Raw genomic sequence first — 24,993 nt, forward strand, 5'->3', positions numbered from 1 at the left:
AATGACTAGTCCTAAATAATCGATACAGATTATTAAACAAAAATAATTAATTAAACACTTGCTGGATCGTTCTTGCAAGTGTTTTTTCTTTTATAGGTTCTCATCTTAATTTTACTTTGCTGATGCATTTGATTTGGTGTTAGCATATAATTGGAGTAATGAGGTCTTTTTTGATTATAGATTTCAATAGCATCTTTAACCAACAACTTCATAATTGGAAGGTCTTTGTTGAATTTATCAATATCAAATTCTTGTTTTAAAATACCATTTATTCTTTCTGCTACTGCATTTTCATAAGGATCTGAGTTTTGTGTCATGCTACACTTTATAAGGCTTTTCTTGAGTAGTTTTTGATAATCATTTGCACAATATTGCACTCCTCTGTCGGAATGATGTATTAATGATAAATTCTTGTCCTTTCTTAGTTTTATTGCGTTTTCCAATGCTATTAAGCTACTTTCTGTATTCATATTATCAGCTACATTAAACCCCATTATTTTTTTAGAATAAGCATCAGTTACCAAACTTAAGTAACACGGATTTTCTCTTTTTCCAATATAGGTTATGTCTGAAACCCAAACTTGTTCCGGACGTTTTATTTCTAGTTCCAGAATCTGATTTTGATGTTTTCTAAAGCGATGATGCGAGTTGGTTGTAATATGATACGAACGCTTTGGAACAATCAATAAATGATTAGCTCTTAGGATACTGATAAATTTATCTCTTCCGACTTTTAGTTGCTTTAATTCGTTATTTAAAAGAAAATAGAGTTTTTTTGCTCCAATCCTAGGCATCGTCTGCCTGATTGTTATAACCATAGCAACTATCTTAGAAGCCTTGGATTGTCTTGCTTCTCTTCTTTTTATTTTTCGATAATAAACCTGTCTGTCTATCCCGAACAAAGTACAGGTAAACATTACTGTCTCTTGTTGCTCTTGTTTGAATTGGTCGATTGTTCGGGTGATGAGTTTTTTCTGATGTCAATTTGATATTCTTTTTCTGCAATATCAATCATTTTATCAAAGATGATAGCTTTCTTATCCGATACATAAGCTTCTCTCTCTAGCAATGCTTTCTGCTTTTCTAACAACATAACTTGTGCTTCAAGTTCCATTATTCTTTGTTCAGGTGATTTTGGCATATTTGATGGTGTTTGATTATCCCAATCAAAGTTACCAAATTTCCGGAGCCATTGCACAATTGTCGAGCGTGACTGAATACCGTAAACTTTTTTGACTTGCGAAATAGACATCTTTCCCTGCTCTATGTCTTGTACAATCTGTAATTTAAAAGACATCGTGTAGTCTTTTTGGGTACGCTTTAAGTAGCGTGATTCTTGAGGATTTTCCATAAGGATACTTTTTGTGTATCGCTATTTTAGGACGGGACAAAAGTATCATAAAAAAAGTACGCATGCTCACAATAAGTAATAAAGATTAAAGCACCATCAAGTTACACCCACGAATATCCGAATTGTCAAAACGTCCCAATACCTCAAAAGAGTTGTTGGGATTTTTTTTGCCCAAATCTTGCGTAGCGATAAACGAACAAGAATTGATATTGGCCAAATCAATCACATTGATTCCGCCTGTTTTTCCGTCTGGAATATAAGTCAAAGCATCTTCCGTATCACGAACCAGGATTTGCATCCAAGCAGGGCACTCAAACACACCATTTCCTAAGGAATAGGCTTGTGATAGTAATTCGGTCATGCCGTACTCTGAATGTATGGCAGTTACGCCGAAACCTTCACAGAGTTGATCGTGTAACTCTTCCCGAATCATTTCCTTTCTTCGTCCTTTCATACCACCGGTTTCCATGATGATGGTAGAGCCCCCTAACCCCCACAGGGGGAATGAAATTGATTTTGAATATTCTATCAAATCTAATAGTGCAAAAGTAACACCAATCAGAATTACATTTTGACCAGCTTTCTCTAAAGTGATAAGTTGCGTAATCAACTCATCATGATTGTTGAGGTAAAAACCGCTTTCAGGATGGTTGGAAAGTTCTATTAGATCCTTGACCATGTAAATTAACGAAGAGCCTTCTCTTTCTAGATAGGAGGGAAGCAAAGCTAAAACTACATAATCTTCAATGTTGCCATAGAATTCTGAAAATCCTTTGCGGTAGCTTTCTTCATATAATGTAACATCAGTAACGAGGTGTTTGCTGGTGATCATTCCGGTTGTTCCACTGCTGGTAAAGGTTTCTTGAATTTCATGGGTATTAGAAAGGACTTCATGACTCTTAAAAAATTGTATGGGCAAAAACGGAATTTGTTGTATAGATTTTACTTTGTGAGGATCTGTTTTTAGAAAATTACAAAACTCCTGATATACTTTGTTGTTTTCGTATTGGAAACGAAAAACTTTTAAAGCAATTTTTTCAAATTGTTTTTGACTAGAAATAGTGAATATATCAGCGGTTGTGATCAAGAATTTTTTTTGCAAAAGTATGAAAAATTTAAAAAGGTCGTTTGTTTATCTGTCTTTAGAAAACGTGTGCTGTTTGGTGTTAAAAAAAAAGCTCCAAAAAATGGAGCTGTAATTTTATATTCGAATGAATTACCGAATTATTAATTTTCGAGTAGCAGAACTTTCTTTTTCATTAATTTTTATAATGTATACTCCAGAAGATAAATTAGATACATTCAGTTCTTTAGAGCTGAGCATGGTTTGCAAAACTTTTTTACCGAGTACATCAAAAATTATGATTTCTTTATCAAGGTCATTCTTAGTGGTAATGTAAACTTTACCATTACTCACAGGATTTGGGTACAAGCTCAATCCCTCAATAGTAGAGGCAGTTTCTTGTAATTTTGGTTGCTGTTTATTGTCTTGAGCATAGGTGCTTGCAGAGAATAAAAAAACCAATAAAGTAATTGTATAAAAGTAGTTTTTTGCCATCAGATTTATTTGAATAGTAAATATACAAAAAATAATTCAAATAGTGTACCAAAAAAAATGCCTTTCATAGTGAAAGGCATTTTGAATTAGTTTAAGAGGTGATTATTTGATTAATGTTGCTCCATTAACAGATGACCAATTTCCAGCAGTTAAGCTTGCTCCAGTAGCTGTAGTTGTTACACCCCAGTTTGTTGCAGGATTAAAGCTAGCTGCGTTAACTGTAAATGTTGTAGCTCCAGATATAAATGTATTATCAGAGTTATTGATAGTTACGTTTGTCAATTTTATTTTACCACCTGCTACTTGATTGTTGTATGTAGTTATATCTCTAATTTGTAGTACTCCACCATTTTTAGTTGTAGGTGTAGTTTGATTTTTGTAACCGTCAATAAGGATATTACTGTAATCACCGTTTCCTTCAGCTTTAAACTGAATAGCGTCTAATTGGATCTCTGTTTGTGCTTCTGTTACAGTACCAGCAGCTCTTTTCAATGTGATGTTAGTTACTTTTGGGAAAAATGTGTTATTAACACCTTTAGCTTCAATTTCCATTCCGTAATTAGCTGCACCTTCTTGGTATGCGTACCAGTTAGTACTTTCTTGACCTCTCCATCCATCTTGCCAGTCAAAAGCGTCATCAGAGTTTCCGTAAGAAATTGCGTTTTTCAAACTTACAGTTCCACCGTAAAACTCAAATCCATCATCATTACCTTTGTAAGAAACTAGATTTTCTAAAATTGTACCTGATCCTACAGAGTAGAAAGAGAATCCGTTTTGTTCTTTGTTATTTTGAGTAATAACTTGACCAGCGTACTCAACTCTAACATATTTAAGTGTTCCACCATTGTGGGTAGCATTAGATCCACCATAAGGTAATACTAATCCGTCTTCAGAAGTAGCAGTTTGAGGTGCAGCAGCTGTTGCAGAGTTCACTATTGGAGCGTCTCCATACATGATAATACCACCCCATGATCCTGCAGTTTTAGTTGTTGAAGTAAATACAATTGGTTCTGCAGCAGTACCTATTGCAATTAATTTTCCACCATTCAAGATTACGAAAGCATCTTCTCCGTTACTTGGATCTGCTGTTATAGTTGAACCAGCTTCAAATGTAATAGTTACTCCCGAAGCAACTTTTGCGAAACCTTTAAGAGTGTAATTACCAAAAGCATACGTTTTAGAAACTGTTAAATCACCAGTTATTTCACCTGTTACTGGAGTCTTTACAGGGTTTTCTGTAGTATCATCACTTGAACAAGAGGTAAAGATTGCAGCAATAAAAGCTAAGCTTAATGCGAACTTTTTCATAATAATTTTTTTTTAATTTTCTAATGTTTATTTCTTGGTGTAAAAGTACTTTCTATGTTTGTGTATTGTCTATGCAAATTGTTATCAAATCATAATCAAAATGCTACTTAAACATTACTCTAATGTTAAGAATGTTATTTTAAAATGTATATGATACATTCATTGAAAATCCAGTTCCTCTTTTGAAATCTTTAACCGTTAAGTCTTTTTCAATAATTGTGATTTTATTTTCTTCTCCTAATTTGATTCTATATAAAGGATTCAGAATGTTATCAATTGAAAATTTAGCATCCCATTTTTTACCTATTTTGTTACTCCATACTAAATCAAGTTTGCTAAATGGTTGTTCGTAATAATGGTCTAATCCATTTGTACCTACTGCAAATATTCTTTTTCCATAAACATTATACACGAGAGATGCAGTGTTTGTCCAATTTTTTGAAAAATCAAAATCGTATTTTAAGTCTGCATTAATTAACCATGGTGATGCACCTTGAAGTTGCCTGTCAGGATTAGTTTCAGCAGCATTTTTTTTACTAATTGTTACTTTTGAATACATTAAAGAAGTATTAAAGCCTAAAGATAGATTTTTGAATTTATCAGAAAAACGATCAAGTTGAACTAGAAATTCTACTTCAGCTCCTAATAGAACTGCTTTATCTGAGTTGTCATAAGTAATTATCTGACCTCCACTACCTGCAGATTGTGTAAACAATCTTTCAATTGGATTTTGAATTAATTTTGAGAATGCAGTTACCGCCATTAATTCTTTTGCTGTTGGGAAAATTTCGTATTTCAAATCGAAATTATAATTATCGCTATTTATAATGTTTGTATTACCGTTTTCAATGGTACCATCTAAGTTAACAAATTCTAATGGATATGCTTCCATTATTACTGGTCTAGTAATTGTTTTCGAAGCAGCAAATCTTAAATTAGAAGTATCGTTAAATTTGTATTTCATATTTAGTGATGGCAAAATATCAAGACCTGTTACAGTCTTTGTCTGAAATGGATCGTCAAAAGAACCAGGATTTCTAAATTTTGTTTCTCTACTGCTTTGTTCGACTCTTACACCAACATTTAGCTCTGAAGCCTCGCTCAATTTTAAGGCTAAATCGGAGTATCCAGCATTTACAAATTCGAATAACTTTGCTTTGTATGTTGAGTTAGTTCCTTCTCTGTAAGTAAAATCTCCATTTGTTAAAGCCGTGGCTAGAGTTCCATCAGGAGAATTTGTGCTGAAAGTAGCAGAGTTTGAATTTAGTCTTTCAGAAACCAAAAATCTGAAACTAGATTCCATACTATTTACGTATGAATTGTATCCTACGGTTAATTTATGATTGTCTTTTGACTCTGACTTTCCAAATTTCCAGCTGTATTCAAGTAAACCAGAAACATGGAATTTTCCGTTTACATCAAAAGTTTGTCTGTATAAACTATTTCCAGTATAACTTATAGCTGTTGTATTATCATCTAGTAAAACACCTTTATATGATTTTCTATCAGGAAGTTGGAAACTTGTTTTTGTAAGTGAAATTCCTGCTTTAATGTTTTTTCTATCGTCTTTAGATAGTTTGTAGTTTCCTAAAATTTGTGAATTTAAGAAATCAGTTTGTGTCAGTTGATTCAAACGAATAAAAGCATTGTTGTTAACTGGAGCTGCATTGGTATAGCCCAATTGGTCTTGAATCATATTCTCTGTTGATTTCAAATAAAACGTATTAGAGGTTAAATCTAATCTATCAGTTTTATAGTTTACTCCAACTAAAGCAGATGAATTGGTGATGTATTTATATTGTTTGTTATATAAATTGTTGTCATATATTCCTTGTCCAATGTTAAAAAAACGATCAACGCCTTCTCTATATTGAAATTTATTGTCAAAATTAAATGACATTAAGTATTGCAAAGAGTTATTGTTTTTACCTACAATGAACTTTGCTGAATTTAAAATACCAATGCTGGTGTTCAATGGAGATTTACTCTGTTCTACATCGTATCCTGAGCCAAACTGTTTTAGTGATTCATCAGCTGTTAAAACACGGTTGCTAGGTACGCTTCCCAAAACGCTAGGAAAATCTCTTTCATTACCTGAAAATCCAAAAAAGTCTCCAGTTGAAGTTGCGTCTTTAGATGTCAAAAATTTGCGTAAATTATTATTTGTTGTGTATCCTGCTCCAAAATTAATTTTTGTTACGTTTTTTGATCCTCTTGAAGTAACGATATTGAAAGTTCCTCCTGCAAAATCTCCGTATAAATTGGTGTTAAATGTTTTATAAGTTTCTATTACCCCAACAATATCAGTTGGGAACAAGTCTAGTGGGATAATTTTTTTAAATGGATTGTTTGACGGAACTGCAAGGTCATTGATCAGTAAATTATTGTATCGATCTTCTAAACCTCTAACAAATAAACCTCTACCATCTACTTTGGTAATTCCAGTTACTTTAGTAAGACCTTCTTCTACATCGCTTACTCCTTTTGCCGAAAGTTCTTGCGCGCCTATTGACTGCTTAATTACGACTGCATTCTTTTGTTCTAGCAATAAAACAGTAGCCTTTTCTCTACTACCTTTACTTTTTACAATAACATCTTCAAGTTTGTAGCTTCCAGAACCTAGCGCTTTGTTGATTGTTATTGTTTGATCTGCAACTACTGTTACAGGAACTTCTATGGTTTCATACCCCACAAAACTTAATTGTAAGGTGTAACTTCCAGGTTGAATTTTTATGGTATATTTACCTTCAATGTCTGTGTTGGTTCCTATTGCTGTACCTTTAATAAGGATGTTAGCAAATGGTAACGATTGATTATTAGCATCTTTGTCTGTTAACGTTCCAGTAACGGTACCTTTACTTTGTGAGTAAGAGATCGCTGTAAGTAATAACGTGAAAAATAGTAACTTGAATTTCATTTGTTTAAATTTTTTGCAAAGTAACGGTCATAATGTAAAACTGGAGTTACTCATTTGTTAACCTTATGTTGTGTTTGTGTTGGTAAAGACCTTTCAATATTAAATTATAGTTAACAGCTTTCGTATGCTGGTTTTATGTTTACATTTACATCTCAAAAAATAATTTTTGAACCTTTATGAAGAAAAAACACACTAAGATTCTGCTGGTTGACGATGAACCAGATATTATCGAAATTGTAGGGTACAACCTCACAGAAGAGGGTTATCAAATTGTTACGGCTACAAATGGTAAAGAGGCGATTGCAGTGGCCAAAAAAGAAATTCCAGATTTAATTATTATGGATGTTATGATGCCGGAAATGGATGGCATGGAGGCTTGCGAAAACATTCGAAAAATACCGGAATTACAAAATGTTTTGATAACTTTTTTGACTGCTAGAAGTGAAGATTACTCTCAAGTTGCAGGTTTTGATGCCGGCGCGGATGATTATATTAACAAACCTATTAAACCAAAGTTACTTGTAAGCAAGGTTAAGGCCCTCTTGAGAAGATTAAAGGAAAAAGAGGAAAACAGCGAAACGCTAAACGTGGGAGGTATTGAAATCAATAGAGAGGAATATAAAATTGTAAAAGATAACATCGAAATTGCCTTGCCAAGAAAAGAATTTGAATTGTTCTACCTGCTTGCGTCAAAACCGGGTAAGGTTTTTAAAAGAGACGAAATTTTGGATAAAGTTTGGGGTAATGAAGTTGTTGTGGGCGGCAGAACTATAGATGTGCACATACGTAAGTTACGTGAAAAAATAGGTGAAGATTTGTTTAAAACCATAAAAGGAGTAGGATATAAGTTTGAGGTGTAAATGAAAATAAATTTTAAAAAAACATATCGTTTTGCTGTAAAGTCAGCTATGTACATTACTTTATTTTCTACAATTTTAGTTAGCTTTTTAACCTATTTTTTCTTTAGTTTTTCCTTTCAATTTAGTTTGCTTTTTGCATTTTTAATTGCAACTTTTTCTTTTTTAGTGATACAATATAGAGTGGAGCGTTTTATTTACAAGAAAGTAAAAAAAATATATGATGATGTATCGTTACTAGAGTCTAGTACTTTTAGAAACCAGCCAATTACCACAGATATGGCTACACTTACCCGTGAAGTAAAAAAGTTTGCAACAGATAAGAAACTAGAAATAGAAACCTTGAAAGTGCGGGAAGAGTACCGAAGAGAATTTTTAGGAAACGTATCTCATGAGTTAAAAACTCCATTGTTTACTGTACAAGGATACTTGTCTACCCTGCTAGATGGTGCCATGAACGATAAAACAATTCGAAAAAAATATTTAGAGCGTGCCGAAAAAGGGGTAGAAAGATTAATCTATATTGTGCAGGATCTTGACATGATTTCTAAACTTGAAATAGGTGATTTAAATCTTGACATGGGTGAGTTTGACATTGTGAAACTGGTTCAAAATGTTTTTGATTTGCTTGAAATGAAAGCGTCCAAAAAAGATATCTTACTTATGTTTGATATGCGTTATAATAGGCCTATAATGGTTTTTGGTGATCAAGACAAAATTCAGCAGGTTGTTATGAATCTTGTGGTGAACTCTATAAAATACGGGAAACTTAAGGGTTCAACAGAAATAAGTATTGAAGATTTAACCGATAATAAAGTAATTGTACGGGTCACAGATAACGGTGAAGGAATCGAGAAAAAAAATATTCCCCGACTTTTTGAGCGTTTTTATAGAGTGGATAAAAGTGGTTCAAGAACTGAGGGTGGATCTGGTTTAGGTTTGTCTATTGTAAAGCACATAATAGAGGCACATGAAGAAAAAATTTATGTTGATAGTACCTATGGGGTAGGATCTGAATTTTCATTTACAATAGAAAAGGCTAAAGCCAAATAAAATTAATTTGAATAAAAAAGAACCGACATTAGTGTCGGTTCTTTTAGTTATGGTATACATTAGGGGTTAAATACTTCAAATATAGTAGTCCATTCTATTCTGGATTCAGAACGTGGTAATCCTTTGTAATCATGAACCATTTCTAAATCACTAAATATAAAGTCATCTTGTTTTACATAAGGAACAAGACCTTCTTTCATCAATTTTTTTGCTAAATATTCTTGCTCATATTGACCAGGCGTAGGGATAAAGAAAGCTTTTTTTCTAAGTACGGCTAGATCCATTATTGTTGTGTAGCCAGATCTACAAAGGACCATTTCACTTTCGTTAAAAACATTTTCAAGTTCTTCAGAGTTCATGAAATTAAAGTAGGTGACATTGCCTTTTATGACTTTATTTTGTTGTGGGGTAATATTTCCCTCAATGAATATTACTTTACCTTGGTAGTTTAAAATTTCTTTTTTTAGTTTGTTTTCTAAGATGCCTCTTTGTGGTTCTGGTCCTGAGAGAATGATTAATAAATCGTATTTTTTTGGAACAAGTTTTTTTTGTAAACGGCTGATAGGGCCGATGTATTTTATTTTTGAGTTTAGTACTTCTAGATGACCTAAATTACCGGTAAGGTTTATGGTTCCAGGATAATCTGGTACCCAGCATTGCTTATATTTATTAAAGATGTATTGGTGAATTTTACTGGTTATCCAAGTCGTATTTCCTGTCAATACATTTAATTGATGTGTGATATAAACAGAGGGTACTTTTTTATCAAAAACGCCTAAACGATTATCGGATAGAATGCCGTCAATTTGATATTGTTCAATCCAGCCCCGAATAATTTTTTTTTCGGTTCGGATAGCCTTTACTGTTTTGAAACTATTTTGAATTAATTTCCACTTGAAATTCTTTCCTTTTTTTGCATATTCAATTTCGTACGATGGCAGCTCTAAAGTTTTCAAATCCGGAAACTCTTTTTTAAGTAATGCTAGAGCAACTCCATCGGATGCTATTATGGGAGTAAAATTGTTTTCCAGTAATGCCTTTATGATCGGAATGCATCTAGTGGCATGTCCTAAACCCCAATTAAGCGGTGCAATTAAGATGGTTTTAGCGCTGTTATTGTTATTCATTTCAAAATTGTATCATAGGTTTGTAAGTGTAAGATACATTGAAACACTTCTTTTTTATATTTTTAAAACATTACTAAACCATTAAATTATGGTAATACGCTATATTTAGCTTTAAAATACATCATCAAAATCATTTTAAAAATGGAGGTTAGCAAATTTTAAAAATGGTATAAAAAGGAAAAGCTATCCCAAGAGATAGCTTTTTAAGAACTAGGATTTGTGATTATTCTTGTATGTAAGTCTTATTTCCGTTAGAATTAATGTAGTATTTACCACCTCTAGGACCAGTGTATACTTTTTTACCATTGTATTCGCCAGTTACTTTGTCAGCTACTTTTGGTGCTTTTTCAGTGGTTTCTTTTACTTTTTTAGCAGTAGCAACTTTTTCTTTAGTGACATCAGCTTTGGCTTTTGCCTTTGTAACTTTTTCTTTTACTACTTCTGTTTTTTCTTTAGTGGCATCAGCTTTGGTTTTAGCCTTTGTAACTTTCTCTTTTACTGCTTCCGTTTTTTCTTTAGCAGCATCAGCTTTGGCTTTAGCCTTTGTAGCTTTCTCTTTTACTGCTTCTGTTTTTTCTTTGGTTGCAGAAGTTTTGGCTTTAGCCTTTGTAGCTTTCTCTTTTACTGCTTCTGTTTTTTCTTTAGTAGCATCAGCTTTGGCTTTAGCCTTTGCAGTTTTCTCTTTTACTGCTTCTGTTTTTTCTTTGCTTGCAGCGGCTTTTTCTTTAGCTTTAGTTGCTTTTTCCTTAGCAGCTTCCTTTTTTTCTTTGGCAGCTTCTGCTTTGGCTTTCGCTTTACTTGCTTTTTCTGTAGCTGCTTTTGTTGCTTTTTTCTCAGCAGCTGTTTCTTGTGCGTAGGTACTTGTTGCAAAAATAAAGACCATACACAACATTAATAATTTTTTCATAGAGGGTTTTGTTTTATGTTTAGTGATATAAAAATAGCGAAAAAAATGTTTTAAAATCAATTCGTAATTCAATATCGTAAAATAGCTTAAAAATAGGCTCTTAGTTGAACGTTTCCAGTGTGTATCGCATTGCTTTTTTCACTTTTTCGGCCTTGATAATTGATGTTTATATCTAAAAACTGAGTGATGTTTTTTTGCAAAAGCAATCTCCATGTTAAGTTTTGTCCCGTTTGTAGTCCCTCAAGCATTTGAAATCCTACTGCAGAAAGTTCGTTGCCTATAAATTTATTTTGGTACAAGGATAATTCGCCATTCATTGTTATTTTTTTTGTACCAGCAAATGAAAATGAAGTTCCAAAACGACTTTGAGTGAGCGTTTCCTGCTCGCCGATGGTATTTTCTTTTTTTTGCAATTCGTAAAATAAATCCCAACTTGTATTTTTCGAAAATAGATAACTAATTTTTGGTGTCCATTGGTAGCCTGAAAGATTGAAGTTTTTTTCCGGGAAATTTTCAGATTTTAAAGCAGATTGTATTGTTTTTGTAAAAACACCAAAAAGCCAATTTTTTTGGTATAAATGATTGTATTGCAACTGATGTGAATAGTTTGAAACTTCCTGTGAGCCAATGGATGATAGGTTTGTAGTTTTACTTTCTAGATAGGAATAGGTAACGGAATGTTTTTGTTTACCTCTGTTGTAAAACAAACTATTTCTAAAATTATAGTTTAAACCCAAAACATTCTTAGTAGCACTAGAAAACGGATTTAATTCAAAATTTGCACCATCGTTTTTCACTTTTCGATCTAATAAAAATGTAGTTTGGTTGTAAAAATTAGAGAGAAATTTTCTAAATCCTTTATTGTTTTGCCAAATTGTAGGGTTCCACGTAAGGGATTGAGAAAATTTATTTTGATGGGTTTTTATAAAAATGCGGTTAGGTAAAAACACTCTTATAAACTTTGCTTGGTCAACAAAAGGCGCCACTTCAAATTCCTGTAGCTCTTGAATACCATTATTATTGTAATCGTTCCAAGTGTAAACTCCTTGTCCTGCCGCAACCTCTAAGTAGGTAAATTCTTGTTGCGGAATCGTACCGGAATTAGTCTCAAATACAGTGTTGCTCACCAATAATTGTTTCAAAAACCGATCGGTGTAAATAATCCTTGAGTTGAGTGTAGATTCTTTTTTTTGTGTATTTGCTTCAAAGTCTAACACTCTATATTGGGACACAATTGACAAGTCACTTTTTGCGGTTTGAATTAGTTTTGTTTTAAGAGCAAAGGTTTGAGAGGTATTTACTCTTTGAATCAAGTTGTTCTGTAAACTGTCATTGCTACGCTTCAAATAGCCTAGCTCTACAAAAACTTTGGTACTATCACCTCGACCGGCAAAAAATCCGTATTCTTTAAATTTTTGGCTCAAGGCCGAAAACTGAAGTGTATTCGTGTCTTTTTCTTTATTGTCTTCTGTTCGAAGGGTTGTGCCTATCCAGTTTTTTTTGTGATTATAACGCATTTGGAATTGATTTCTAAAAAATTCAGATTGAGCAGTATTCGACTCACTTTTAAGATAGCTTCCTCTATTTTTAAAAATCCATTTTTTTAGGTGGAACGCACTATTTACAACATGTTTTCCTCCTGAAAAACTGTCTGAAAAATCTAATTTTTCGTATTGGTACACAAAAAAACCTTTCTTTGAAGTCTCTTTTTTAGGATTTAAATTTAGTTTCACACCGCTAACGAGTAAACTTTGGTTTCCAGTTCCATTAGTACCAATATTCCAATCACGATCAAATTCTATGTTGTAAATACGTTCCACAGATTTAAAATTGCGCTGTATAAATTGATAGTTTGCAAAAACATCCATTTGCCATTTTTTAGAAAAAAGCCGTTGTTGTCCGTTTAATTTTCCAGCAACTCCTTTATTATCATTGTCTTGAAGTGAAGAAAATAAATTTTTATCGGTATTACTTACCCCCATTTCTACTGTGATCATTGTTTTATCACTAGGGTTGTATTCACTTATAAATGTGGCTACTTGCGTTTTTGTGGGAGCAACAAGTTGAATAGTAGCTTCGTAATTACCTTGTGGGATTCCGTTTATTGGGGCTACATATTCAAACACACGGGTGATGGTGGCGGCATTTGCAACTATATAATTTCCGTTGTTTGGGCCAACTTGTGTAAAACGGACATTAAATAATTCTTGCTGATCCTCATTTGAATATTCAAAGAAAGTTACTCCATTTGCAATTACTTTTTTATAGAGTACTTTATTTTCATCAAAGCTATCAGCATACTCAGATGGTGCTATCATCAATTGAGGATTGTCACCCGCCTGAGTCAAAATTTGTGCTTGTTCTCGGGTAAGGTTTTGTTGTAAGGGTTGGTTTTTTAAATCATTCTCAGAGTACAAATAGCCTTTTAAACGCCATTTTTTATTCTCGTGAGTTGCCCCTGCATAGGTTACAAATCGGGTGTAGTTTTGATCAGAGTATTGATATTCAACTGCAATTCTCATTTCAGAGGTTATGGTAAACAAGGGTGTAAATACAATCTCTCCCGCATTGTAATCAATGGTATAGTCATTATTCTCCCCTCGTTTTAATAAAGTTCCATTTACATATACGCGCTCCGATCCAGAAACCACTAGTACATATAACTCTCCGTTTTGTCCTTTTAATTTATAAGGTCCTTGGTTGCCTTCTTGTCCTATGATGTCACTTTTTGCATATTGTCCTCGCACTAATGCTGCTGATGCAAAGAGATCAGTTTTGTAATTTTTATTTCCAAACTGGATTTTTGTAGAAAGACCTTGCACTTTTTTATTAAAGTTTAGCAATTGGGTGTTTTTGTTTTCCAAGAAAATATCACCTGCTCTAATGTTCCAATCTTTGCTATACAGCTCCATGAAAACATTGTCAAACTGATCTAATTTTTGAGAATACCCACCGTCTTGAAGCGGAATATTACTATCTTGAATGGAGGCTCTCAAGCTTACTTTGTCGGATATTTTGCCTGTTATTTGTAAGTCAAGGTTTGATCCAAAAACGGCATTTTGATTGTTTCCGATGGTAATTCCTCGGGTAATACTCCCAGAAGTATTTAGTCCATCAAAAGGAACTGTCTTGTTATTGTTTTTTTTATCTATGGTGTATAAGGTTCCCTGTAACGCCGTATTGCTCACAATTTTATTCGAATCAAATACTTGGTATACCTTAGTGAGTATCTCGGGAAATTTTAAATACTGAACTGTCAAGGAATCCCGCTCAATTAGCAAAGGGGATTTTAATAGTAAAATTCCTTTTGTGAAATTAATTTCAAAAAAAGTGCTGTCTATTTTTTTACCATTGGCGTCAAGCAGTTTAAAAAAGTGCGGATTAAGACTTTCTTTTTCAATATAAAGAGTATCCTGAGTTCTAGCTATTTTTTTTGTTTTGTACAAGGAGTTGATTTCCTGCGCCTGTAGACCAGAAAAGAAAATCAAAAGAAAAAAAAACAAGATTTTTTTTAGCATAAATACTATAACTCACAGGAATCAAAAGTAGTATTTATAATTTGATAATAAGTATTCAAAAAAACGGTTAGTATGCAGTGGTATTATCCTGCTACACCTAAATAAAAAGGGAAGTAACTGCATGTTATTTCCCTTTTTTCTATTCTTAAACTTCTTTAGTCACCACTTGCATGGTCTCTCGGCTTACTTGTTTGAGTAAAACTACTTTGTTTTCTTCAACTGTTTTTGCAGCAGTATCATTAAAATGTCTGATGGTGTACAAGGTTACATTTTGCTCGTAATCTACTTTGAATTTTTTTGATAAAATTGCATTGAGCGCATTAAAATTATCAAATTTATCTTCAACACATACAGAGAAACTGATAGCCGAGTTTTGGATTAAATTTACTTTTATTTTGAATTGATGAAACAACGCAAAAATCTCGCTGATGTTTTCCTCCATAATAAAAGAGAAATCTATAGAGGATAGCGAAATTAATAATTGGTTTCTTTTTACGATAAAACATGGTAAATACGGCTCCAGATCTACTCCTTTTGAAACGCTAGTTCCTTTTAGTAATGCATTTATAAATGATTTTACAAATAAAGGAATTTCCTTTTTTTGTAAAGGTTGTAACGTTTTTGGGTGAATCACGGTAGCGCCATAAAACGCAAGTTCAATAGCTTCTCGATATGAAATTTGGTTTAATAAACTAGCATTCTCAAAATATCTTGGGTCAGCATTCATAACCCCAGGTACGTCTTTCCAGATGGTTACGCTTTCGGCATTTAGGCAATACGCAAAAATGGCAGCAGTATAATCAGATCCCTCACGGCCCAGTGTTGTTGTAAAATTATTGGGGTCAGATCCCAAGAAACCTTGTGTAATATTCAGGATTTGTCGTTTTACATTTTTGGCAATATTAGCTTGTGTCAAGTCCCAATCTACCTCGGCATCTCGATACGTAGCATCAGTTTTTACAAAATTACGAACATCTAGCCATTGTGTTTGAATACCCATAAAATTCATGAAATGACTCAGAATGGTGGTCGATATCAATTCGCCAAAGCTTACAATCTGGTCGTAAACAAAATTGTAATTAGGAGATTTGTTATGCGCCAAAAAATATTCTAAATCACTAAATTGTGCATTTACGGCAGCAAATACTTCGTTTTTTTCATCTTCAAACAAATCGATTAAGATTTGATTGTGGTATTTTTTTACTTCTTGAACGGATGAATTTAATTCAGTTGATTTGTCAAAATAATTTTTTATGACAAGTTCTAATGCATTAGTAGTTTTGCCCATAGCTGAAACTACCAGTAATACATCCTCATAACCCACTGTTTGTAAAACGCTGTACACGTTTTTGATTCCTGCTGCATCTTTTACTGATGCACCTCCAAATTTGAATACTCTCATATTTTCTTAAATCACAATTTTTAAATTCTAAATTGAAATCAGAATTCTATTTATCTTTAATTTTTTAATTTCCTATTTGTGTCTCTGAATTTGGGCGCTTTATTTCAATTTGTCAGATACAAATTGATGTATTCCTAATTCATCCATTTGTACTACATGCCAATCGCGTAATACTTTGGCTCCTGATTTTTCGTAGAAATCAATTGCTGGCGTATTCCAGTCCAGAACATTCCATTCTACTCTTCGAACCTGGTCTTTCTTACCTTGCTTTAAAATTTCAGAATATAAGGCATAACCTAATCCCGTTCCTCGCATGCTTTCCTTTACCACTAAATCCTCTAAGTGAATGGTTTTACCTTTCCAAGTTGAATACCGATAGTACCACAAGGCGATACCTACAATTTGCTTATCTGAAGTACTTTCTGGAGAGTCTGAATCAATCTCTGCTACAAAAACATGAAACAGTGGGACAGCTCCAAAACCATCTCGTACTAAATCTTCAACGGTAATAAGAACTGCATCTGGTTCTTTTTCAAACAATGCTAGTTCTTTGATTAAACCTAAAACGGAAGGCATATCTGCCGGAGTACCTTTTCTTATTATCATGGCGTAGTTGTATCTATTAATGATTGGATTATCTAACGGATATTTATCTATTTCTTGTTTTTAAAATCTTACAAAGATTCTATTATGTTATTTTAATTAAATTGTTTGAAATCACAATTAAATTAGCTTTAAAACTAAAATATTTATAGTTTATTTAGCAAATATACAATAGTGGTAAACTAAGTTCATATTATTGAAATCATTTTCACAAAAAAAACGATATTTGTGACTTCAAAATAACTACAACGATTTCGAAATGGAAGAACGCAACAAGACTTTAGGAGAATTTATTATAGAGAATCAAAATGCTTTTCAATATTCGTCTGGTGAATTATCCCGAATTATTAACTCAATTAGGCTTGCCGCCAAAGTAGTAAACTATAAGGTAAACAAAGCCGGATTAGTTGATATTGTGGGTGCTGCAGGTGAGCAAAATATACAAGGAGAAGACCAACAAAAACTGGATGTTTATGCCAATGAAGTTTTTATTCAAACCTTAATTAACCGTGAAATTGTATGCGGTATTGCCTCTGAAGAGAACGATGAGTTCATCACTGTTGAAGGTAGTGATAACAGCCACAACAATAAATATGTGGTATTGATGGATCCTCTTGATGGATCTTCTAATATTGATGTAAACGTATCTGTGGGTACCATATTCTCAGTGTACAGAAGAATTACGCCAATAGGAACTCCAGTTACAATGGAGGATTTCTTGCAACCAGGAATCAATCAAGTAGCTGCAGGGTATGTTATTTATGGAACATCTACCATGCTAGTGTACACAACTGGTCATGGTGTAAATGGGTTTACATTGAATCCTGCAATTGGGACTTTCTATTTATCACACCCTAATATGAAGTTTGCAAAAGACGGACATATTTACTCTATCAATGAAGGGAACTACATTCATTTTCCACAAGGGGTTAAAGATTATATCAAATACTGTCAGACCGAAGAAGAGGACAGACCGTATACTTCTAGATACATCGGTAGCTTAGTTTCGGATATTCATAGAAATATTATCAAAGGCGGAATTTATATTTACCCAACTAGTTCAAAAGCTCCTAATGGTAAATTACGTTTATTATATGAATGTAATCCTATGGCATTTATTGTGGAGCAAGCTGGAGGTAAAGCTTCAGATGGTTTTGGAAGCATCATGGAAATTACTCCTACCGAATTGCATCAGCGTGTTCCTTTCTTTTGTGGAAGCTATAACATGGTTGAAAAAGCCGAAGAGTTCATGCATAAAGCAAAATTGAGCAAATACTAAAAAGCAAAAAGCTTCCAGTATTCCTGGAAGCTTTTTTATTTAAATGCGAGTGCAATCTATTTGTGCATATTTTGCATTTCCTCAAGAAAAGTGTCAGAGTCTACCTCTTTGTCAACAAGTTTTAAGGCTTTGTCAATGATGTAATTTACATTATCAGTGTTGAACCCTAAAGCTACACCTATTTTTCTCAACAACATTTCTTGTTGATCTCCTAAATGATGATCAACGTGAACGATTCTGGCTAAATCATACAAACGCTCTAATCTTTGCTCGTGTAAATACGGTGGATTGATAGGGTAATTCAAAGGATTTTCTAAAATTTCCTCATACTCTATTGCTGATATTTCTAGGCGAAGTGCTAGTTTGTCTAAAAATGCTTTTTCTTCTGGTGAAAATTTCCCATCAGTAAGTGCAACTCTAACAATTGAGGCGAAGTGACCTTTGTTTCTTAGCTTAAATTCGCTATCAAATAAATCTGAAAATGACATAGTTATTGATTTTATATCCTACAAAGATAAATCTATTTTTAAATTAACTATTTTAATTTTTGTTTAATTTTTTTCAAAAACTAGAGTTGATTGCACTTGTTTTGAGGTAAGATTGCGCTGTTGCTATTTTCCTAAAAGTGCCTTTGTGTAACTCATTTAGCATCTGAAAGTGTTTTCATAAAGGCAACTAATGCTTTTTGCTCTGCCAAAGTCAAGTTGAGTTTGTCTGTGGGTAAGGTTTGATTTTCTACAGTGATGCCATTTCCTACTCCGCCACCTTCATTGTAAAAAACAACAACTTCTTCCAACGTTTTAAAAACACCATTATGCATGTACGGACCTGTTTGTGCAATGTTTCGGAGCGTTGGTGTTTTAAAGGCATGTTTCAGTTGTGCCATTTTGTATTGTGTAAATCGCCCTAAGTCTTGATCTATGATTTTTCCGTTTTTAGTTTGAGGTGTTCCTATCACTTCTTGCTCTGTTTTTTTGTAAATAGGAGGGACTGTTCCATTAAACAACGGGACGAAATGACAAGTAGCACATTTGCCTTTTCCTGCAAAGAGATTAAATCCTAGTTTTTCCTCATCCGAAAAAGAAGTAGATGCGCCCGAAAAGTACTGATCAAACTTAGAGTTGAATTTATTTAAAGAACGAACATAACTTGCTATTGCGTTTTGCAATTGCCATTCTTCTAGTTTAATAGTTTTAGGAAAAGCATTTTTAATCAATTTTTTATATCCTGTATTGCTTTGAATTCGAGTTAAATTTTCTTTTAAATTCCCATGCATTTCATCTTTGTTTTGAATGACATCTAAACTTTGTTTCTCTAAATCTGTTTGACGCATATCCCAAAATTGCGCATTTTGAAGTCCGGCGTAGGTTAATGTAGGTGTGTTTCTCAGTAGTTGACTTCCGTTTAATGACAAGTTGGTTTTTAGTCCGTCAGTAAAAGCTAATTCCGGATTGTGACATGTGGCGCAATTACGTCTTCCGTCTTTGGAAAGGGACGAGTCGTAAAATAATTTTTTGCCAAGATCAGCTTTTGCTTTAGAATATGCATATTCTTTTGACGGAATAAAAGCGTTGACATTAAAGGTGTTTTTTTCAAAAAGCGATTTTGCATCTGGATTGATGGCATTTGTCTTCGCTACGTTTTTAATACTATTGTCTTGTTGAAATTGAACTAGCTTTTGAGATATTGGATTTAAATATTTTTTAATAAAGCTAGCGCGATCAAAGGTGTTGAAATAGGTGTTCGCATCACAAAAGGTGTTTGCTTGGTCTATCAAATCAAAAAGTAAGGCTTTTGTTTTTGAATTATTGGTATTTAATTTTTTAAGTACAACTTTTAAAGAAGATAAACTGGCCTTAGCTTCAGGGATGGATTGATTGGCAATTGGCGAATCGAAACCGGTGATGCCAAGTGTTAAGATTCGGTACACTTCCATTTTGCAGGCATCAATAACATAATCAGGGCTGATGGTGATTACGGATAAATGCTCTTTGACTTGCGCAATTAAACCTTTTAAAACGGCAATTTCTCTTTTTAAAGTACTGGAATTATTGGCAGAATATTGTGGGTAAATTAGTTCTTCAATGACTTGAAAACCACTTGGTGATAAGAATTTGTTTTCTTCTACTTCCAATTCATCAAGTGCCGGTCCGTTAATAAATCGTGCTGGGTCTGGCGTAAAATATTCGACAGCCCATTCTATTTTTTTATATGCAATGCGGCTTGTTTCAAATGATTTTTGTAGTTGTTTTTGAGTTGGATTTTTGGCGGCTACTTTTTCAAAAGCAAGTATTTCTTGATTGAGTTCCTCTAAATTAGATAACAGTTCTTCTTGAATGGTTAAACTAGTGTATTGTTTTTGACAAGAAAAAAATAGTAGGAATAGGGGCAGTAGTTTTAATAGCGGTTTCATGTTGTGTATTGTATTAAATGCAAAAACAACCCAAAATTTGGGTTGTTTTTTATATCAATAGTTGAGGTAATTATCGTTGTACGTTTCGGATGATGATGGTTTGACCACCTTCTTTGTTTGTGTTTAATCCACTACCATCAGCATTTGAAAAAGCATCTTTTTGCCATGTATGTGGATGTATGTTTACGATAAATGTATTTGGAACACCAATTACATCTGAAATGTCTTCCATTGCGCCATATTCCCAACTTCCAAAACGCATTTCATTAGCTGGGTTGTAAGTTGTATTCCAGGCAGCATCAGTTCTTTTGTGATTCATTGTCAACCAAGGTTTGTTAACCTTAGATGCAATGTTGTATTGCCAGATATAGGAATCGTGTTTTGCAGCAGTGTAGAATGAATCTCCATCCTCTTGTGTGTACACATAATTCTCAGTCACGGTAATGTTATCTGGATTGATAATTCCTGTTCCAGGAGTTGAGTCACCTTCCATTACCAATTCTAATTTTCCTTTTAATGGATTAGCATCGTCTAAAATAAGCTTGTAAACACGTCCCCACATGGTGTAACCCGCTACTGGAGCGTTTGAACTTGCTTGTCCCGTTGCGGTAAAGTACAATTCTCTATTGTTTTTTGCAGACCCTTTTCTGTAATCTACATCTTCAACTCTAGAAAAACGGATGGCTCCTAATTCATTAACTGTGGTATTGATTACCGCACCCGTTAAGTTTTTAGCATTTGGAATTTCTACAAAAGATACATCAAATGAGGCTCCTACATTCATGCTAGTCTCTACTTGATTTCCATCGTTTCTTTTTAACGCGTATAATTTACCGTTAGATAAGTCGCCAACAGTTGAACTCATATACATAATTACTTGGCCAGCACTAGCGTGAGAAGTAGAATACGATTGATCTTCACCAATTACAATAACGGTTTTCCCCGGGTAAGCGTCTTTAGGTAGTGGAACGGCGTTTTCCATACTTGCTTTTCCTAAAGCTGGTAAAACTCGGTCGGTTCTGCTTTTCATACTTGTAAGTCCTAATGGGTCAATACCATGAACCATACTTTCCTCACCACTTTCTCCAGCAGTTAAAAACAAAGGTCCAAATCCATGGATTGCTGGTGAAGCTAAAGTTGCTGAACACAAACGAGTCATCCCACCCACTGCATCAACAATATAGTCTCCTTTTACCGGCTTAAGTGTTTTGTCAAAATACACTCTGGATACAGATTTTAATATTTCGTGGTTGGTAATCATAATGTAACCATCACTTGCAGGATCTTTCATAAATCCAGCACCATCAGGTTGAGCACCATAAATAAAAGCTGGTGATTGCGTTAATACATCTGAACTACTTAATAAAGAAGTTATCTGTAAGTTTTCGAAGCCTTCTTTGGCTACAGCCAATGCAGGAACCGAAGAAACATTTGAAAAATTAATGGACGTGTTTACGGTAGGAGTTTCAGTTTTGTCGTCTTGACAGCCTACTACTGCAGCTAACAAAACGGATGACAATGCTATTTTTTTTAAATAATGCTGATTCATGGTAATTGTGTTTAGTTTGTTTGAATGCAAAACTATCGTAAGAAACTGAATCTTAGTTTAGGTCAATATTGTTGATTCATCAACAAAATGTTACTCCAAGATTAACACATCGTAAACCTGTTAATTTAAAGTAAAGTCAAGAGTGTTTGCATTATTTGTAAGATTTATATATTTCAATAGTTTTCTCTTAACATTGTGATTGAGAGTGTGAGGATTTTATCTTTTTCTTCTTTTAAGGTCAAGGTATATTAAAATGTAAGTAAAGGTTGTTCATAGCACAGCAGTTATAAACATTACTTTTTGAGCGTATACCTAATGACTTTATTAGAGTTACTATATTCGTTTTTCAAGGAATTTTACCTTTGGCTTTCATTGAATTTATTAGATATTCTAAGGAAGGATTTTCAAAATTTATCGTAAGTTTACAACCCTTTTAGCAACTTAAATTAGTAGTGATGCAAGAATTTTGGATTTATTTTCAAATAGGATTAAAACATGTTTTAGACATTCATGCTTATGATCATGTTTTGTTTTTAATCGCTTTGGCGGTGCCATATTCGTTTAAAGACTGGAAACGAATTATCTTGTTAGTCACTTTATTTACTATTGGTCACACCATGGCTTTGATGCTGTCTGTCTTTGAAATTATAGCCATAAAAGTAAATGTCGTTGAGCTTTTAATTCCCATCACAATTTTTATTACTGCATTGTTCAATTTGTTTACGGCTGGCAAGTCCAGTAAAAAAGAAAGTATAAACTTAATGTTTTTTATCACACTTTTCTTTGGGATTATTCATGGTTTGGGGTTTTCTAACTATTTCAAATCTATTTTAGGTGGCGATGCTGCCTCAAAAATGTTGCCTTTGGCCGAGTTCGCTTTGGGAATTGAGGCCGCACAAATTACAGTGGTTTTTGTGGTATTGATTCTCTCTTATATTGTGCAGACTATTTTTAGATTCTCTAAACGAGATTGGACACTGGTAATGTCCTCTTTTATTATAGGAGTTGTTATCCCGTTGATTGTTGAAAGTGAAATTTGGAACCGATAAAATGAGTGAAAAAAAATTAAATAAATACGACAAAGCCTATTTGCGAATTGCAAAAGAATGGAGTTTACTTTCTTATTGCCAAAGAAAGAAAGTAGGAGCTATTATTGTACGCGATCGAATGATTATTTCTGATGGATACAATGGTACGCCAAGCGGTTTTGATAATTGTTGTGAAGATGAGGAAGGACTTACGCGCTGGGATGTATTGCATGCTGAGGCGAATGCGATTCTGAAAGTTGCACGTTCTACGCAATCATGTGAAGGTGCTACCTTGTACATTACCCTTTCCCCGTGCAAAGAATGCAGTAAGTTAATTCACCAGTCGGGTATAAAAAGAGTCGTATATCATTCTGGTTATCGTGATGATTCTGGAATTCAGTTTTTAATAAAAGCAGGCGTAGAGGTGGAACACATACCAATAATGGAAGAATAAATGAAATTCAACACAAAATATTTGCCTCTTATTTTATTTGCTACACTAGCTCTTGGTGTGCTACTTGGCGGCTTATTGAATTTTCCCAACGCATCCGGTCTTATTGTGCAAAATAATGCCAAAAACAAACTAAATAAACTCATTGATTTTATTGATGATGAATATGTTGATGCGGTAAATACAGATTCTATTGTGAATCTGACCGTTGATAATATTCTCGCACAGCTTGATCCACATTCTGTTTACATTTCACCCAGTGACCAGCAAGAAGTGGCTGAGAGTATGCAAGGAAATTTTGTGGGAATAGGTGTTAATTTTTATATGTTTAAGGATTCTGTCGCAGTAATAAAACCTGTTGAAAATGGCCCTTCGGCAAAAGCTGGAATTCAAGCAGGAGACAGAATTTTATACGCAGGAAAGACAAAGCTTTATGGCAGAAAACTCCCTTCTGATAGCTTGTTTTCTCAACTTAAAGGAACAGTTGGGTCCGCTGTTGAGCTCATCGTTTATCGAAAAAGCACCAAGCAAAAACTAAAATTTAAAATAATAAGAGATGTAATTCCTTTAAAAAGTATTGATGTGGCTGTGCTCATCAATCCTACTACAGGTTACATTAAAATAAATAGATTTTCAGAGACTACTTATGATGAATTTATAGAAGGCTTAGGTAAACTAAAAAAACAAGGAGCAAAGTCCTTAGTTATTGACGTTCGGGATAATGGAGGCGGTTATATGGAGGAAGCCATCGCTATCATAGATGAGTTACTGCCAGATAAGCAACTTATTGTTTTCACTAAGAACAAGAATGGAAAAGTGACCAAAACTTTTGCAACAGCAAATGGTCAATTCGAAAAAGGAAAACTAACCATTCTTATCAATGAAAATAGCGCATCGGCCAGTGAAATTCTTGCTGGAGCCATTCAAGACAACGATAGAGGTCTTATTGTAGGCCGACGTTCTTTTGGTAAAGGATTGGTTCAACGAGAAATGGGTTTTGCTGATGGATCATCAGTACGTCTTACTATAGCGCGCTACTACACACCTACGGGGCGTTCCATTCAAAAACCGTATGCTAAAGGCAAGGAAGCCTATTTTAAAGAGTCGGAAACCCGTTTTGAAAATGGAGAGTTGTATGATAAAGACAGTATTAAAGTTGTAGATACTCTGAGATATAAAACTAAAAAAGGACGAATAGTCTACGGCGGTGGCGGAATCGTTCCTGATGTTTTTGTTCCTATTGAGATAGAGCACAGCAGTCAAAGTGCGGGTTATATATTGCAATCTGGTATTATGGGGAATTATGTTTTTGAGGATTTAGATTCTCATAACAAGGAGTTCAAAGGAATTGCATATACGGCGTTACAAGAAAAAATTAATACGTCGGATAATTATTTTAATAAATTTCAAAAGTTCATTCTTGATAACGGACTTGATATTCAGTTTTCTAAAAGCAAGTCGCTTGTAAAAAGATTTCTTACTGCAGAGTACGCAAGACAATTGTTTGGTGAGAACAAGTATTATGAAATTATTCTTAAAGAAGATTCTATGCTTAAAGAAGCATTAAAATTGAAATGATTCCAGCCCAATTTAGTGTTTGTATAGAAATACTAGATCCTGAACGTTGTAATTCGGTGCTATTGTTCTATTTTTTTATCGAATGATACTTTTC

The 24,993-nt window shown here is 33.8% G+C and carries 20 protein-coding genes; 6 read left to right on the forward strand and 14 right to left on the reverse strand.

Features of this window, described 5'->3' with window-relative positions; all coding sequences use genetic code 11:
• Positions 1–50 precede the first annotated feature (50 nt).
• The 6 genes from FJV36_RS02875 to FJV36_RS02895 all read right to left on the reverse strand — a co-directional run bounded on the left by FJV36_RS02875 (position 51) and on the right by FJV36_RS02895 (position 7,134).
• Entirely contained in the window at positions 51–917 is an 867-nt protein-coding gene (locus tag FJV36_RS02875) for an IS3 family transposase (RefSeq protein WP_199250875.1), read from the reverse strand.
• Complete coding sequence (locus FJV36_RS16310; RefSeq protein WP_158728780.1) at positions 917–1,351, reverse strand: helix-turn-helix domain-containing protein; 435 nt, start codon at positions 1,349–1,351, stop codon at positions 917–919. The genes FJV36_RS02875 and FJV36_RS16310 overlap by 1 nt, the downstream gene beginning before the upstream one ends.
• An 85-nt stretch (positions 1,352–1,436) precedes the next feature.
• Positions 1,437–2,438: an acyl transferase gene (locus FJV36_RS02880; RefSeq protein ID WP_158728785.1), complete on the reverse strand. Its 1,002-nt coding sequence runs from the start codon at positions 2,436–2,438 to the stop codon at positions 1,437–1,439.
• 129 nt (positions 2,439–2,567) lie between these two features.
• A complete protein-coding gene (locus FJV36_RS02885; protein ID WP_144889747.1) occupies positions 2,568–2,909 on the reverse strand; it encodes a T9SS type A sorting domain-containing protein in 342 nt (113 codons plus the stop codon).
• A gap of 102 nt (positions 2,910–3,011) precedes the next feature.
• A complete protein-coding gene (locus tag FJV36_RS02890; RefSeq protein WP_158728779.1) occupies positions 3,012–4,217 on the reverse strand; it encodes a hypothetical protein in 1,206 nt (401 codons plus the stop codon).
• A gap of 139 nt (positions 4,218–4,356) precedes the next feature.
• Complete coding sequence (locus tag FJV36_RS02895; RefSeq protein ID WP_158728778.1) at positions 4,357–7,134, reverse strand: TonB-dependent receptor; 2,778 nt, start codon at positions 7,132–7,134, stop codon at positions 4,357–4,359.
• Positions 7,135–7,310: 176 nt separating this feature from the next.
• On the opposite strand from FJV36_RS02895, the gene FJV36_RS02900 reads away from it, so the two are divergent.
• Entirely contained in the window at positions 7,311–7,994 is a 684-nt protein-coding gene (locus FJV36_RS02900) for a response regulator transcription factor (RefSeq protein WP_158728777.1), read from the forward strand.
• Entirely contained in the window at positions 7,995–9,044 is a 1,050-nt protein-coding gene (locus FJV36_RS02905) for a cell wall metabolism sensor histidine kinase WalK (RefSeq protein WP_158728776.1), read from the forward strand. It begins immediately after the preceding gene.
• A gap of 59 nt (positions 9,045–9,103) precedes the next feature.
• On the opposite strand, the gene FJV36_RS02910 is transcribed toward FJV36_RS02905, so the two are convergent.
• From FJV36_RS02910 to FJV36_RS02930, 5 genes are all read right to left on the reverse strand, one after another.
• Positions 9,104–10,171, reverse strand: a complete 1,068-nt coding sequence (locus FJV36_RS02910; protein ID WP_158728775.1) for a glycosyltransferase — start codon at positions 10,169–10,171, stop codon at positions 9,104–9,106.
• A 223-nt stretch (positions 10,172–10,394) separates the two neighbouring features.
• Positions 10,395–11,078: a hypothetical protein gene (locus tag FJV36_RS02915; RefSeq protein WP_158728774.1), complete on the reverse strand. Its 684-nt coding sequence runs from the start codon at positions 11,076–11,078 to the stop codon at positions 10,395–10,397.
• 86 nt (positions 11,079–11,164) lie between these two features.
• On the reverse strand, positions 11,165–14,596 hold the full coding sequence (locus FJV36_RS02920; RefSeq protein ID WP_158728773.1) for a hypothetical protein: 3,432 nt from the start codon (positions 14,594–14,596) through the stop codon (positions 11,165–11,167).
• A 145-nt stretch (positions 14,597–14,741) separates the two neighbouring features.
• Positions 14,742–15,998 (reverse strand): aspartate kinase, encoded by a 1,257-nt coding sequence (locus FJV36_RS02925; RefSeq protein WP_158728772.1) that lies wholly within the window; start codon positions 15,996–15,998, stop codon positions 14,742–14,744.
• Positions 15,999–16,097: 99 nt separating this feature from the next.
• The gene (locus FJV36_RS02930) at positions 16,098–16,604 is read right to left on the reverse strand and encodes a GNAT family N-acetyltransferase (protein WP_144889730.1); all 507 of its coding nucleotides are present in this window, start codon (positions 16,602–16,604) and stop codon (positions 16,098–16,100) included.
• Positions 16,605–16,860: 256 nt separating this feature from the next.
• Here FJV36_RS02930 and fbp point away from each other — a divergent pair, with 256 nt between their 5' ends.
• A complete protein-coding gene (gene fbp, locus FJV36_RS02935; RefSeq protein ID WP_086452866.1) occupies positions 16,861–17,880 on the forward strand; it encodes a class 1 fructose-bisphosphatase in 1,020 nt (339 codons plus the stop codon).
• Positions 17,881–17,936: 56 nt separating this feature from the next.
• On the opposite strand, the gene FJV36_RS02940 is transcribed toward fbp, so the two are convergent.
• The 3 genes from FJV36_RS02940 to FJV36_RS02950 all read right to left on the reverse strand — a co-directional run bounded on the left by FJV36_RS02940 (position 17,937) and on the right by FJV36_RS02950 (position 21,842).
• The gene (locus FJV36_RS02940) at positions 17,937–18,368 is read right to left on the reverse strand and encodes a TerB family tellurite resistance protein (protein WP_158728771.1); all 432 of its coding nucleotides are present in this window, start codon (positions 18,366–18,368) and stop codon (positions 17,937–17,939) included.
• A 152-nt stretch (positions 18,369–18,520) separates the two neighbouring features.
• Positions 18,521–20,293 carry a cytochrome-c peroxidase gene (locus tag FJV36_RS02945; protein WP_158728770.1) on the reverse strand — a complete coding sequence of 591 codons (1,773 nt, stop codon included), beginning with the start codon at positions 20,291–20,293 and terminating at the stop codon, positions 18,521–18,523.
• Between the two features lie 70 nt (positions 20,294–20,363).
• On the reverse strand, positions 20,364–21,842 hold the full coding sequence (locus tag FJV36_RS02950; protein ID WP_158728769.1) for a hypothetical protein: 1,479 nt from the start codon (positions 21,840–21,842) through the stop codon (positions 20,364–20,366).
• A gap of 455 nt (positions 21,843–22,297) precedes the next feature.
• Here FJV36_RS02950 and FJV36_RS02955 point away from each other — a divergent pair, with 455 nt between their 5' ends.
• The 3 genes from FJV36_RS02955 to FJV36_RS02965 are packed head-to-tail and all read left to right on the forward strand — an operon-like array spanning position 22,298 to position 24,899.
• Positions 22,298–22,891 carry a HupE/UreJ family protein gene (locus tag FJV36_RS02955; RefSeq protein ID WP_158728768.1) on the forward strand — a complete coding sequence of 198 codons (594 nt, stop codon included), beginning with the start codon at positions 22,298–22,300 and terminating at the stop codon, positions 22,889–22,891.
• Position 22,892: 1 nt separating this feature from the next.
• Complete coding sequence (locus FJV36_RS02960) at positions 22,893–23,324, forward strand: dCMP deaminase family protein (RefSeq protein ID WP_158728767.1); 432 nt, start codon at positions 22,893–22,895, stop codon at positions 23,322–23,324.
• Positions 23,325–24,899, forward strand: coding sequence for a S41 family peptidase (locus FJV36_RS02965; RefSeq protein ID WP_158728766.1), 1,575 nt, complete (start codon positions 23,325–23,327; stop codon positions 24,897–24,899).
• Positions 24,900–24,993 lie beyond the last annotated feature (94 nt).

It is taken from the genome of Flavobacterium sp. I-STPP5a (assembly GCF_009764685.1).
Classification (GTDB): Bacteria; Bacteroidota; Bacteroidia; order Flavobacteriales; family Flavobacteriaceae; genus Flavobacterium.